We start from the raw sequence: 13776 nt of genomic DNA, 5'->3' as shown, positions 1-13776 counted from the left end.
TAAGGAAGTAGAGAGATGGATATCACTAAGATTTATCAATATAAATTAAGAAAATTATTCAATCCGAGAGTGCTTCCTTTTGAACACGATACCCTATTTTTACAGCCTTGGGATGGTGAATTAGAGGAAATCATTTCAGTCAAATTAAAAAATAAGCCAGCTCTTTATCTTTCATGGTGGAATGAATTATTTAGCTCACAGAAAGTTGATGAAGTGATTAGTGTTGAACCTTACGATCAAAATTATTATAGATTCTTTTATTTTTTAAGACTTTTACCTAATATATTATCGATAAATCGAAATGAAAGTTTTTATGATAAAAACTTAGTTTCTACTTATATTATTTCTCAGTTAAAAGCGACTCTCTCTTTTTTAGGTGAAGAGAAAGAAAATATCTATAAAACTGAACTTATTAATTATTTATTCTATGATATGGGATTTGCTGATTTTTATTATCACTATTTTATAGTGAAGGATAATCAACTTTATTTTCGTTATTCAGATGATAAAATAATGAGAGTTGATTTATTAATCAATTTAACTCACGATCTTGTTTATCAATATAGAAAGAAGAATAGTCATAAAGATTTAAATATCATTAAGAAGCAACAGATGGAAATTATTAAATTTCTTCTTGAGGAAGATGAAAGTGTTATCTTTACGTTAGAAGATCACTGTTTATTTTATCTGTCACCTGAAAAATTTATCAAAACGTACCAATGTGATACTGATAAAATATTTAAATTATTAGTGAGTTGTTTAAGTAAAGATCAATCAGCACTTAATCTCTTCGTCTCTAAGATGATCATCATGAATTATAACTATTATATTTTAAAAAATAATCCTGATGAAATTTTAAAATTAAAAGCGTTTTGTAAAAGAGATAACTTACAATTCTTTCTATTATTAAAATCAATTATCGATTTGCATTTCTTTATTAGAAAAGAAGATTTTAAGGAGTTACACTTAGAGTATTTTCTATCTAAAATTAACTAAGACTAAGTAGAATATATAGGTACATTGCTTTTTAATAAAAAGAATAACAATTAAGTTACGCAGAGTTTTCCTTTTAGCTATATATGATATAAATAAGATTTTTATCACTGAATCAGTGAATTATCTGCTTTTTATCTTTTTTAAACACTTATAATTCTACGTCTTTGTAACAAGTTCAGTCAGTTATTAGGTTATAATTAAAACAAATACGGTATTTATTTGATTTGATGGATAATTAGGTAATGAATTTTTATCTTGATTAGTCATATCAAGCTAAGGTTTAATAGCACGCTTCTCAATTGCGCAAATATTTGTCTTTTTTGCTTTTTGTTGCGCAACAATGCAGTGGTTTAATGTTATTTTCCGCTTTAATCGTAAAAAACGCCGTACAAATCAAAGAACTATTGATTTAAGCTAATTACGATAGCCACCTTGGTGGATTTTTTATATTGCGGTTTTTTGCCTGCATTGAGAGAATCAGCTATCTAGATGCTTTTTATCCGACTTGGAGTAGAAAATGACCACTCGTAAAACCCTTGCTAATGCGATCCGTTTTTTAAGTATGGATGCTGTGCAAAAAGCGAAATCAGGACACCCTGGCGCCCCTATGGGTATGGCTGATATTGCAGAAGTATTATGGCGTGATTTTTTAAATCATAATCCGACAAACCCTAACTGGGCTGATCGTGACCGTTTCGTATTATCTAACGGCCATGCTTCAATGCTGATTTATAGCTTACTGCACCTGTCTGGTTATCAAGTTTCTTTAGATGATCTGAAAAATTTCCGTCAATTGCATTCTAAAACACCGGGTCACCCAGAATATGGTTATACCCCAGGTGTTGAAACAACAACGGGTCCTTTAGGTCAAGGTATTGCTAACGCAGTGGGTTTTGCTATTGCAGAACGTACATTAGCGGCTCAATTTAACCGTCCTGGTCATGACATCGTTGACCACTACACCTACGCCTTTATGGGGGATGGTTGTATGATGGAAGGTATCTCTCACGAAGTGTGTTCTTTAGCTGGAACACTACAGTTAGGCAAACTGATTGCATTTTATGATGACAATGGCATTTCTATTGATGGTCAAGTGCATGGTTGGTTTACTGACAATACAGCAGAACGTTTTGACGCTTATGGCTGGCATGTTATCAGTGGTATCGATGGTCACGACGCAGCAAGCATTAAAGCCGCTATCGAAACAGCAAAACAAATTACAGACAAACCATCACTGTTGATTTGTAAAACCACTATCGGTTTTGGTTCTCCGCATAAAGCAGGTACTGCAGATTCTCATGGTTCTCCATTAGGTGATGCAGAAATCGCTGAAACACGTAAAGCGTTAGGTTGGGAATATGGCGCATTCGAAATTCCACAAGAAATCTATAAAGAGTGGGATGCGAAAGAAGCGGGTAAAGCAAAAGAAGCTGCATGGGATGCTAAATTTGCTGCATACGCAGCACAGTTCCCTGAATTAGCGGCTGAATTCAAACGTCGTGTTTCTGGTGAATTACCAGCAAACTGGGAAAAAGATTCCAAAGCATTTATTGAAAATCTGCAACAAAACCCTTCAAGTATTGCAAGCCGTAAAGCATCTCAAAATGCATTAGAAGCATTCGGTAAAGTATTACCTGAATTCATGGGTGGTTCTGCGGACTTAGCACCAAGTAACCTGACTATGTGGTCTGGTTCTAAAGCGCTGAATGAAGACAATGCGGGTAATTACATCCATTACGGTGTACGTGAATTCGGTATGTCTGCAATCATGAATGGTATTGCATTACACGGCGGTTTCGTCCCTTACGGTGCAACCTTCTTGATGTTTATGGAATATGCGCGTAATGCAGTGCGTATGGCTGCACTGATGAAGATCCGCAGTATCTTTGTTTACACTCATGACTCTATTGGTCTGGGTGAAGATGGTCCAACTCACCAACCAGTTGAGCAAATGGCAAGCCTGCGTGTTACTCCAAACGTAAGCACATGGCGTCCATGTGACCAAGTTGAATCAGCAGTTGCATGGAAATATGCGATTGATCGTAAAGATGGCCCAACAGCGCTGATTTTCTCTCGTCAAAATCTTGCACAACAACCACGTACTCCAGAGCAACTGGCAAATATCGAGAAGGGTGGTTATATCCTGAAGGATTGTACTGGTACGCCTGAATTAATCTTTATTGCTACAGGTTCTGAAGTTGAATTAGCGGTTAGCGCTTATGATCAACTGACTGCTGAAGGCCGTAAAGTACGTGTTGTTTCTATGCCAGCAACAGATGCATTTGATAAACAAGATGCAGATTATCGTGAAGCAGTATTACCAGCATCAGTGAAAGCTCGTGTTGCTATCGAAGCAGGTATTGCTGACTACTGGTTCAAATATGTTGGTTTAGATGGTGCGATTGTAGGTATGCATAGCTTCGGTGAGTCTGCACCTGCAAACGAATTATTTGAAGAGTTTGGTTTTACTGTTGAAAATGTGGTCACACAGGCAAAATCTTTACTTAAATAATCAATAAGTGTTAACAAGAGCACATTTTTGGGAAGAATTTCTCAGATGTGCTCTTTTTTTATCCTTCCATCTTTGTTTACTATTGCGATCTTCTCTCATTTCTCGTAATCTGATTACCAATAAGCTGAACCGTTTCAGTTAATGCTAAAATGTCGGTGACTGCACAATTTCTAGATTTACTTGATTTATCGTTGTTGATTAGTATCTTGCTCTATTATTCTAAGCGGTTGCAAATCACAAGTTATCAAGGAAGTCACATGACAATCAGAGTCGCTATTAACGGTTTTGGTCGAATAGGGCGTAATGTGTTAAGAGCGCTTTATGAATCAGGCAAACGGGCTGAAATAACGGTTGTTGCAATAAATGAATTGGCTGATGCACAAGGTATTGGGCATCTTCTCAAGTATGACTCCAGTCACGGACGTTTTGCTTGGGATGTACGAATTAATAATGATTTATTGCAAGTAGGTGATGATAGTATTCGTCTTTTTCATCATGCTGATATTACTGATTTACCTTGGGGTGAGCTTGGTATTGATGTTGTGCTTGATTGTAGTGGTGCTTATGGCTCTCGTGCTGATGGCGAAGCTCATATTGCACAAGGTGCCAAAAAGGTGCTCTTTTCTCATCCGGGAACAACAGATTTAGATGCAACAGTGGTTTTTGGTGTTAATCAACATGAACTTAAAAAAGAACACCGCATTGTTTCAAACGCATCTTGTACAACAAATTGCATTATTCCCATCATTAAAATGATGGATGATGCGTTTAATATAGAATCAGGAACAGTAACTACAATCCATGCAGCCATGAACGATCAACCCGTGATTGATGCATATCATAAGGATTTACGCCGTACTCGTGCCGCAGGACAATCTATCATTCCTGTTGATACGAAATTGGCCGCAGGAATTACTCGAATTTTCCCAAAATTTAAGGATCATTTTGAGGCAATTTCTGTACGAGTTCCTACAATTAATGTGACGGCAATTGATTTAAGTGTCACTGTAAAAACCGCTGTAAATGTGTTAGATGTCAATCGGTTAATTCAAAAATCAGCAACTGGCGCATTTCGTGGTATAGTGGATTACACAGAATTGCCATTAGTCTCAACTGATTTTAACCACGACCCTCATAGTGCTATCGTTGACGGCACTCAAACAAGAGTCAGTGGGCAACACCTGATCAAGACGTTAGTCTGGTGTGATAATGAATGGGGCTTTGCTAATCGGATGCTTGATACAACGTTAGCAATGGCTACAACTGGTTTTAAATAATCATGTTTTAATGACGGTGTCGCGTAAAATACAACACACTGAACAGAAGATTACTAAATTTTAGAGAATCAATGAGAGGATTCATCATGTCTGTAATTAAGATGACCGATTTAGACCTAGCGGGTAAACGAGTTCTTATCCGTGCTGACCTGAACGTTCCAGTAAAAGATGGTAAAGTGACTTCAGATGCGCGTATTCGTGCTTCTTTACCAACAATTGAAGCCGCGTTAAAACAAGGCGCTAAAGTGATGGTAACTTCTCACTTAGGTCGCCCTACCGAAGGTGAGTACAACGAAGAGTTCTCTTTAAAACCAGTTGTTGACTATCTGAAAGACAAATTAACTGCACCTGTAAGTCTTGCTAAAGACTATTTAAACGGTGTTGAAGTTAATGCCGGTGAATTAGTGGTTCTTGAAAACGTTCGTTTTAACAAAGGCGAAAAGAAAGACGACGAAACACTGTCTAAACAATATGCTGCATTATGTGATGTGTTCGTAATGGATGCATTCGGTACTGCTCACCGTGCTCAAGCATCAACTCATGGTGTTGCTAAATTTGCACAAGTTGCTTGTGCTGGCCCTCTGTTATCAGCAGAGCTTGAAGCATTAGGTAAAGCATTAGATAAACCAGCGCGCCCAATGGTTGCAATTGTTGGTGGTTCTAAAGTTTCAACTAAACTGACTGTATTAGATTCCTTATCAAAAATCGCTGACCAATTAATCGTTGGTGGTGGTATTGCAAATACCTTTATCGCAGCAGAAGGTCACCCAGTAGGTCGTTCTTTATATGAAGCAGACTTAGTAGATGACGCTAAAAAACTGATGGAAAAATGCGATATTCCAGTACCAACTGATGTTCGTGTTGCAACTGAATTCTCAGAAACAGCAGACGCTGTTTTAAAATCAGCAAGTGACATCAAAGACGATGAACAAGTGCTAGATATCGGTGATGTGACAGCTGAACGTTTAGCTGAAATCCTGAAAAATGCGAAAACTATCCTGTGGAATGGTCCAGTAGGTGTATTTGAATTCCCTAACTTCCGTAAAGGTACAGAAATCATTGCTAAAGCGATTGCAGATAGCGAAGCATTCTCTATCGCAGGTGGTGGTGATACGCTGGCAGCTATTGATTTATTTGATATCGCAGACAAAATCTCTTACATTTCAACCGGTGGTGGTGCTTTCTTAGAATTCGTTGAAGGCAAAAAACTTCCTGCTGTTGCAATGTTAGAAGAACGCGCTAAACAGTAATTAAGTCAGCTCATACAGGTAGAAAGTTATTTTCTACCTGTTCCAAATATAGGATCTTATTACATGTCTAAAGTTTTTGATTTCGTGAAACCGGGTGTCATCACGGGTGATGATGTACAAAAAGTATTTGCAGTAGCAAAAGAAAACAAATTTGCTCTGCCAGCGGTTAACTGTGTAGGTACTGACTCAATCAATGCTGTGTTAGAAGCTGCTGCGAAAGTTCGTTCTCCTGTTATTGTACAGTTCTCTAACGGTGGTGCTGCATTTATCGCAGGTAAAGGTCTTAAATCTGATGTACCTCAACAAGCCGCTATTTTAGGTGCAATTTCTGGTGCTCACCATGTGCATCAAATGGCTGAATACTACGGTGTTCCTGTTATTCTGCACACTGACCACTGTGCAAAAAAATTATTGCCATGGATTGATGGCCTGCTAGATGCAGGTGAAAAACATTACGCTAAAACAGGTAAACCACTGTTCTCTTCTCACATGATTGACTTATCAGAAGAGTCATTAGAAGAAAACATCGAAATCTGTGCTAAATATTTAGCGCGTATGGCTAAAATCGATATGACTTTAGAAATCGAATTAGGCTGTACTGGTGGTGAAGAAGACGGTGTTGATAATACAGGCATGGACAGTTCTGCTCTGTATACTCAACCAGAAGATGTTGCTTACGCATATGAAAAACTGAGCGCGGTAAGCCCTCGTTTCACTATCGCAGCCTCTTTCGGTAACGTTCATGGTGTTTATAAACCAGGTAACGTTCAATTAACGCCAAAAATTCTGCGCAATTCACAAGACTACGTATCAGAGAAATTCAATCTGCCACACAATAGCCTAGATTTCGTTTTCCATGGCGGCTCAGGTTCTTCTGCTGAAGAAATCAAAGAAGCTGTTGGCTATGGTGTTATCAAAATGAATATCGATACTGATACTCAGTGGGCAACTTGGGATGGTATCTTACAATTCTATAAAAAGAACGAAGGCTATCTGCAAGGTCAGCTAGGTAACCCAGAAGGTGCTGATAAACCTAACAAGAAATACTACGACCCACGTAACTGGTTACGTCAAGCACAATCATCAATGGTTGTTCGTTTAGAGCAAGCATTTAAAGAATTGAATGCAGTTGATGTTCTTTAATTGATTAATTCTTCAAGATGACATAAACCCGCTTATTGAGCGGGTTTTTTTGTATCTAGTCAAAGAAAGCAGGACAATTTTAGTCTCGATTATATTTAGCATTAAAGGTTTGGTCTGAAATACACAAATAATAGATACCTTCAATAAAGCCAATGATAGCGGGGATCCCCGTCCAACAAAAAACTAGATATAAAATCCCCATACCGACTTTGCGAAGATAAAATTTATGTATTCCTAGTCCACCTAAAAAAATAGCCAGTAATGCTGCTGACAATTTATTTTTATCGTTCATTAAACTACTCCTCTTTCCAACATGAGTGCTGTTAATGGTAAATATAAAACAATATAGGTTCTTAGCTGTTTTCTATTAAGAGTAATCGTTATAAAACAGATTAAAAGAAGATAAAAGAGAATGGGGATGATAAAGATAAAATTAAGAAAATGGCGCATTTCGTAAAGCAGAAAAAGACAATGACATTAAAAATGTATTTCCGTTTTTTTCCTAAAATAAAAGCGCCTATTGATAGGCGCTTTAAATAAAACAACAAAATGGAAAGAGAATTAAACCGCTTTAACGTCTTTGCTTTCTTCTTTCATCATTCGGTTAAGTAGAGGCACTGTTGCCCACATAACCAGACCTACAATTAAGGTCACTATACCAATTTTACCAAACACATCGGTATAAATAGGTAAAGTCTGTAGTGGATCTGTAATACCTTCTGGTGCTGCTGTAAAAGTTGCAACGTAACCACCTAACAAATAGGCTGTTGCTTGAGTTAAGAACCACATACCTAAAATAAAGCCCATCATATATTGCGGTACGAAAGCCGCAACCATGGCCAAACCTAATGCACTGATCATTAGCTCACCTAAACTCTGGAATAAATAAACCAGAACGATAAACCAAGGTGATGTTAAGCCTTGAGCATCTGCAAACCACATACCCGATGCGGCGGCTGTAAGGAATCCTAACGAGCACAGAAGCATACCGGCGGTAAACTTCGCTGGCATTGAGAAGTCTTTGCCTTTCGCGCCTAAACGGCTATACACGATGGCTAAGATTGGGCTAGCAATAATAATCCAGAATGGGTTTAAAGCTTGGAAGCTTACAGGGTGGATCTCAAAACCCAATAAATTATGATGAACGTTGTGAATAGCAAAGAAGTTTAATGAGGTTGGCATTTGTGCATAAAGAATGTAGAAAATAACAGCTTCTAACATCAGAACAAAAGCAACATACATTTTATTACGTGCAACACGGTCTTTTTGTTTAAACGCTTCACGGAAATAAATGAAGACAACAATAATAGACAAGCTGACTAAAACAATATTCGCAATCATTACGTTGTGCAGTAACCATGCACAAGCAAATACCATTGCGACAGATCCGGCAATGACTAATAGCAGCTTGTTGTAATTCATTGGTAAATGGTCTGGTTCAGAACCAATATTTGCTACCATCTTACGACAGAAGAAATAAACCAATAAGGCGATAATTAAGCCAATACCACAAATATTATAAGTCAGCCCATATCCATAATGATCGGCAAGTACTGGCGCAACAGATAAAGAAATTAATGAGCCAACATTTATCGACATATAAAATAGCGTAAATGCGCCATCAAGACGGGGATCTTTAGGTGGATAGCACTTTGCTAATAAGCTTGCAGGATTCGCTTTAAATAAACCGTTACCTACAGCGATAGTTCCTAATGCATAGAAAATTAAATTAGGATACATAATTGACATACCAGTCATGAAATAACCGATAGCCAAGACAATAGCACCTAAAACAATAGTTCGTTTTGTTCCTAATAAGTGATCACCAACATAACCACCAATAGAAATCAGCCCATAAACCAGTGCAGAAAATGCACCAAAAGTAATAAAAGCCTGTTCTTGAGAGAATCCGAGTTTACTAACAAAATAAACGGCAAGAATACCTTGTACGCCGTAGTAACCGAAACGTTCCCATAATTCTACAAAGAAAATCATAAAGAATGGTTTAGGCTGTTGTAATAAACCGACTTGAGCGGGTTTATCCATATCTGTAATGCCCCTAATTATTATTTATTTTCAACAACGATGTTATTTACTCAAACTTATGAGATATGTTACATGACGATAACATTATCTGCCGTATTTAGAGTGATGTTTGCAAATTTAAGAAGGTAATCAGCAAGTCGAGTAGACTAATATATTGATGGAATGACTTCTCAAAGGTTGATCACACTGTAAGGAAGATTAATACCAGATTGAAAAAAATATTCATTAGTTTATTTTAAAATAAAGCAATTTAATTGGTTCTTGGTATAAAAATTCGCCGATAAGATTATTTTTTGTTTGTATTTTAATCTAATTAGAATAAATAAAGATGCATGGTGAAAATGAAAAGAAAAAGTTTTTTATGATGTGACTGATTGATTATAGAAAGAAATTTTTCATTATAATTTAAAGATATTCTTTTATAACAAACAGATGTTAATAAAAGTTTAATAAAGACCTAAAAATTAGGAATGGTTATTTGAATAAATAAGTATTCATTTATTTTGGATAAATATTTGGATTTATAAAGATATTATTAATAATAAAAAACGCCCTTATTGAAAGCGCGTTTTTATCTTGAGTCAGAAATAGTCGAAGTTTAAATGGAGATAGGTACCAATTCATTTTTAACAGAATGGAAACGGCGTTTAAAATAAATAAGTCCATCACCATCTTCACGTACAGCAATATTTTTAATTTCAGCCATATAAACAAAATGCGTGCCAACTTGGCGAACATCATAAATATCGCCTTCTAAGCAGGCTAGTGCATTTGTTAATATCGGTTGTTGTAGTTGCCCATTTTGCCAACCTGGTTGGGTAAAGCGATCTGCCATCGCAAGCCCTGTCATTCCGGCAAAATGACAGGCCATTTCTTCCTGCTCATGATTCAAGATATTGATACTTAATTTTCCATTTTCTTGAAAAGTTGTATTCATTTGGCTTTTACTGTTGATGCAAACCATCACGGTTGGTGGATTATCAGTGACTGAACATACCGCTGTTGCGGTTAAGCCACAACATCCAGCATCGCCATTTGTTGCAACGATATTAACTGCCGCACCTAAGCTTGCCATTGCATCCCGAAAAAGTGGGTTAGCCTGTTTTTCCTCAGACATTTTTTACTCCTACTGCCAGACTTCTCGTCTGTGGGCGTCTTCACTTAAAATAATGATTAATTAAGGTCGTTAAAATATGGTTTAACGACTCCGCTTAACAAAGTTGTTATGAACTTGCCGGTTTCTTCGTCGCACGAATTTAAAGGCGTAACGCTACCGCGCATAAACAAAGATAGCAATCTTTCTTTGTTACAACTTGTTAACTTTATCTCAAAAAAATGTGAGACAACCTTATCGCTACGATCATTATTCCTAATTTATAGCTAAGGCAATAGGCAAATTAGGCGACTTTTTTCAATAGATAGGGGGATAACACAAATTGCAAACTCATAATAATTGCATATAGGGCAAATGGTTGTGAAAAGTGGTGTTAAAACAAATAAAAGTAAAGGGTGATAAATTGCACAAAGAGAATAAAATTGCAAAAATTGAGTCAACTTTATTTATTTGTTAATATGAATAATTGTAACAAATAGTCTATTCTTAGAATATAGTCATTTTATAAACCATAAACAGCGGTACTTTTTCACTGTCTATATTGAGTGATTTTTCGTCCATTCACCTATAACACCATATAAAGAGCTTCTTGATTATGCATGAATCATTAACTATCGCACTATTGCAAGCTCGGGAATCTGCGATGGGTTTTTTTCGACCTGTTCTTAAAGAGCATAATCTGACAGAACAACAATGGCGGATTATTCGAGTGCTTGCGGATAAGCGTTCTATTGATTTTCACGAACTAGCACAAAAATCGTGTATTCTTCGACCAAGTTTAACGGGTATTCTTATTAGAATGGAAAGAGACGAGCTAATTTGTCGATTAAAACCTGTCAGTGACCAGCGAAAGCTTTTTGTTTCGCTTTCTATAAATGGTCAAAATTTATACGATAAAATTCAGCCTAAAATTGAAGAAGGTTATCAATTACTTGAGCAAAAATTTTCGACCGAGAAATTACAACGCTTATCTGGGTTATTAAAAGAACTGATTGCGTTAAATCCAGATGATACCGAACAATCAGAGAAATAATTTATTTTGATAATAAAAAAGGAGATGCAAGGGCATCTCCTTTTTGTTTGTTATGACTTAGATAATATTACTGTTTACCCAATACATGTAAGAAGTGGATGTGTTTTTCATATTGATCAAGAATATCATGAATGATTTGTTCTTTCGTCCAACCCATTACATCGTAGTCTTGCCCACCTTCTTTTAAATGAATTTCAGCACGATAATATTTATGTTCTTCGTCTTTTTCTTCATCACTTAACCCAGCTAAAGCAAAGGCGGGTTGAGTATAAAAACGCAGACGAACTTCATAGAAGAAATTCATGTCATCACCTAAATCGACTTCGAAGCCAATGCGATCATCTTCTTCATTATGGATATAGCATTGAGTTGCTTGTTTGCTTAATTCAGCAGAGACCATTTCCATTGAAGGTTGAATAACTTCATCCATAAAACGTTTTACATGGGAACGTTTTGGAAAATAAGCGATATTTCTTAAACGGCGTTGCCAAGGAATTGGATTACGGCTTGCTGGTGGCGCAATCGTAGTTAACTGTTGGCTATCACGTTTATATACATCCACTCGCAATGCTTTTATCAATCCATAAATAGAAGCAAGTAATACGATTGAGAAAGGAAGTGCACTTGCAATAGTCACTGTTTGTAGCGCTGTTAAACCACCGGCTAATAATAAAGTGATTGCAGAAATACCCATTAATCCTGCCCAGAAAATACGTTGCCATACAGGTGTTTCACTATCGCCACCTGAAGCCAAAGTATCAACAACCATAGCACCCGAGTCTGCTGAGGTCACAAAGAAGACAATGACCATCAGCATCGCAAAGAAAGATAAAACAGACGAGAATGGGAAATAATTTAAGAACTCAAATAAAGCCAGTGAAACATCTTGTTGTACGATATTGGCGAGGGCTTCTGCACCTTTATCTTTGATTAAATGAATAGCGGTATTACCAAAAACAGTCATCCAAAGTAAGGTAAAGCCAGCAGGAACAAACAGAACACCCACAACGAATTCACGGATAGTACGGCCACGAGAAATACGAGCGATAAACATACCCACAAACGGAGACCATGATAACCACCAACCCCAATAAAGCAGAGTCCATCCCCCTAACCAATCACTCGATTTGGGTTCATATGCATAAAGATTAAAGGTTTTACTCACAATTTCGGATAGATATCCTCCCGTATTCTCAACAAATGATTTTAATATCAATACTGTTGGACCGAGAATGATCACCAATAAAAGAAGGATAACGGCTAAACCTAAGTTAAGTTCGGATAAAAAGCGGATACCTTTTTCTAATCCAGAAACAACTGAAATAGTTGCAAGACCTGTTATTACAACAATTAAAACAACTTGAACGGTTGGATTAATAGGAACATTAAAAAGGTGATTTAAACCGGCATTAACTTGTAAAACACCGAAACCCAGAGAGGTTGCAACACCAAAAACTGTTCCCATAACAGCAAAAATATCGACGGCATGACCAATAGGACCATGTATACGATCACCAATGATGGGATAGAGTGCTGAACGTAGCGTTAATGGCAAACCATGACGATAAGAGAAGAAAGCTAAAATTAGCGCAACAATGGCATAAATTGCCCAAGCGTGTAATCCCCAATGGAAAAAAGTTAATCGCATTGCTTCTTTAGCTGCTTCAATGGTTTGCGCTTCACCTGTAGGAGGCATTAAATAATGCATAACAGGTTCTGCAACACCAAAGAACATTAATCCGATCCCCATACCAGCAGAAAAGAGCATGGCAAACCATGCAAAATAGCTAAAGTGAGGACGAGCATGATCAGGCCCCAGTTTTATTTGACCAAAACGGGAAAGTCCTAAATAAGTCACACTCAGCAAAACCAATGCTACGGCTAGAATGTAGAACCAACTTGCATTCGTGAAGAGGTTTTCCTGAAGATGACCTAATTTATCATTAGCCAACTCTGGAAATAATGCAGAGAAGCCAACGACTAATAGAATTAATAGCGCTGAGGTATAAAAAACGGGAGGATTAATTTTCATCCTAATTTTTTGAGGGGTAATATCGTTTTGTTGACTCATAGTTAACCTATTATTTGTTATTTTCCTAGAAAGAGACTTTTCGCTATCAACTTTCTGATTGTTATTTATAACCAGAAAAGAAAAGTTCGTAAGAAAATTTGAATAAAACATCAAGTCAGAGTGATGTTTTATAAAAGAACGGAAGTAAATTATTTTTTCCGTAAAATGGAGAAAAAGAGCATTAAATCAATTGATTGCCATTATTGTGATATAAGTGCTTTCATTCTTTAATAGGTTTCTCCTGTTGAAAAAAGGAGAACATGGTTACATTTTTTGCTTAATCGATCAACCCTTGTCTTTTTTTTGTACAAAAAAAGCCAGTGTATTTTCACTG

At 36.8% G+C, this 13776-nt stretch carries 9 protein-coding genes and 1 pseudogene; 6 read left to right on the top strand and 4 right to left on the bottom strand.

Features of this window, described 5'->3' with window-relative positions; all coding sequences use genetic code 11:
* The first annotated feature begins 15 nt into the window (after nucleotides 1-15).
* From ABN217_RS14790 to fbaA, 5 genes are all read left to right on the top strand, one after another.
* On the top strand, nucleotides 16-996 hold the full coding sequence (locus ABN217_RS14790; RefSeq protein ID WP_349459558.1) for a hypothetical protein: 981 nt from the start codon (nucleotides 16-18) through the stop codon (nucleotides 994-996).
* A gap of 517 nt (nucleotides 997-1513) precedes the next feature.
* A complete protein-coding gene (gene tkt, locus ABN217_RS14785; protein WP_072070719.1) occupies nucleotides 1514-3508 on the top strand; it encodes a transketolase in 1995 nt (664 codons plus the stop codon).
* A gap of 257 nt (nucleotides 3509-3765) precedes the next feature.
* Nucleotides 3766-4785, top strand: coding sequence for an erythrose-4-phosphate dehydrogenase (gene epd / locus ABN217_RS14780; RefSeq protein WP_072070718.1), 1020 nt, complete (start codon nucleotides 3766-3768; stop codon nucleotides 4783-4785).
* Nucleotides 4786-4871: 86 nt separating this feature from the next.
* Entirely contained in the window at nucleotides 4872-6035 is a 1164-nt protein-coding gene (gene pgk / locus ABN217_RS14775; RefSeq protein ID WP_072070717.1) for a phosphoglycerate kinase, read from the top strand.
* Between the two features lie 63 nt (nucleotides 6036-6098).
* Nucleotides 6099-7178, top strand: a complete 1080-nt coding sequence (gene fbaA / locus ABN217_RS14770) for a class II fructose-bisphosphate aldolase (protein ID WP_196553623.1) — start codon at nucleotides 6099-6101, stop codon at nucleotides 7176-7178.
* Between the two features lie 79 nt (nucleotides 7179-7257).
* Here the strand turns inward: fbaA and ABN217_RS14765 are convergent.
* The 3 genes and pseudogenes from ABN217_RS14765 to hpaC all read right to left on the bottom strand — a co-directional run.
* Nucleotides 7258-7461: pseudogene (locus ABN217_RS14765) on the bottom strand (TM2 domain-containing protein); the annotation flags it as partial.
* A gap of 278 nt (nucleotides 7462-7739) precedes the next feature.
* Nucleotides 7740-9224: a dipeptide/tripeptide permease DtpB gene (gene dtpB / locus ABN217_RS14760; protein ID WP_196553625.1), complete on the bottom strand. Its 1485-nt coding sequence runs from the start codon at nucleotides 9222-9224 to the stop codon at nucleotides 7740-7742.
* A gap of 598 nt (nucleotides 9225-9822) precedes the next feature.
* A complete protein-coding gene (gene hpaC, locus ABN217_RS14755; protein WP_072070714.1) occupies nucleotides 9823-10341 on the bottom strand; it encodes a 4-hydroxyphenylacetate 3-monooxygenase, reductase component in 519 nt (172 codons plus the stop codon).
* 592 nt (nucleotides 10342-10933) lie between these two features.
* On the opposite strand from hpaC, the gene hpaR reads away from it, so the two are divergent.
* Nucleotides 10934-11371: a homoprotocatechuate degradation operon regulator HpaR gene (gene hpaR / locus ABN217_RS14750; protein ID WP_196553626.1), complete on the top strand. Its 438-nt coding sequence runs from the start codon at nucleotides 10934-10936 to the stop codon at nucleotides 11369-11371.
* Nucleotides 11372-11438: 67 nt separating this feature from the next.
* Here the strand turns inward: hpaR and betT are convergent, their stop codons facing one another.
* The gene (gene betT, locus ABN217_RS14745; protein ID WP_196553627.1) at nucleotides 11439-13442 is read right to left on the bottom strand and encodes a choline BCCT transporter BetT; all 2004 of its coding nucleotides are present in this window, start codon (nucleotides 13440-13442) and stop codon (nucleotides 11439-11441) included.
* Between the last annotated feature and the right edge of the window lie 334 nt (nucleotides 13443-13776).

The sequence above is a fragment of the Proteus sp. fly-1067 genome, assembly GCF_040139345.1.
In the GTDB taxonomy this organism is placed as follows: domain Bacteria; phylum Pseudomonadota; class Gammaproteobacteria; order Enterobacterales; family Enterobacteriaceae; genus Proteus; species Proteus vulgaris_B.
The sequence above is the reverse complement of the archived record's forward strand: the minus strand, read 5'-3'. Positions and strand labels throughout refer to the sequence as shown.

Excerpts from the sequence above, each read along its gene's own strand:
- ABN217_RS14790 (WP_349459558.1), top strand. The coding sequence starts at position 16 with ATGGATATCACTAAGATTTATCAATATAAATTAAGAAAATTATTCAAT.
- tkt (WP_072070719.1), top strand. The coding sequence starts at position 1,514 with ATGACCACTCGTAAAACCCTTGCTAATGCGATCCGTTTTTTAAGTATG.
- epd (WP_072070718.1), top strand. The coding sequence starts at position 3,766 with ATGACAATCAGAGTCGCTATTAACGGTTTTGGTCGAATAGGGCGTAAT.
- pgk (WP_072070717.1), top strand. The coding sequence starts at position 4,872 with ATGTCTGTAATTAAGATGACCGATTTAGACCTAGCGGGTAAACGAGTT.
- fbaA (WP_196553623.1), top strand. The coding sequence starts at position 6,099 with ATGTCTAAAGTTTTTGATTTCGTGAAACCGGGTGTCATCACGGGTGAT.
- dtpB (WP_196553625.1), bottom strand. The coding sequence starts at position 9,224 with ATGGATAAACCCGCTCAAGTCGGTTTATTACAACAGCCTAAACCATTC.
- hpaC (WP_072070714.1), bottom strand. The coding sequence starts at position 10,341 with ATGTCTGAGGAAAAACAGGCTAACCCACTTTTTCGGGATGCAATGGCA.
- hpaR (WP_196553626.1), top strand. The coding sequence starts at position 10,934 with ATGCATGAATCATTAACTATCGCACTATTGCAAGCTCGGGAATCTGCG.
- betT (WP_196553627.1), bottom strand. The coding sequence starts at position 13,442 with ATGAGTCAACAAAACGATATTACCCCTCAAAAAATTAGGATGAAAATT.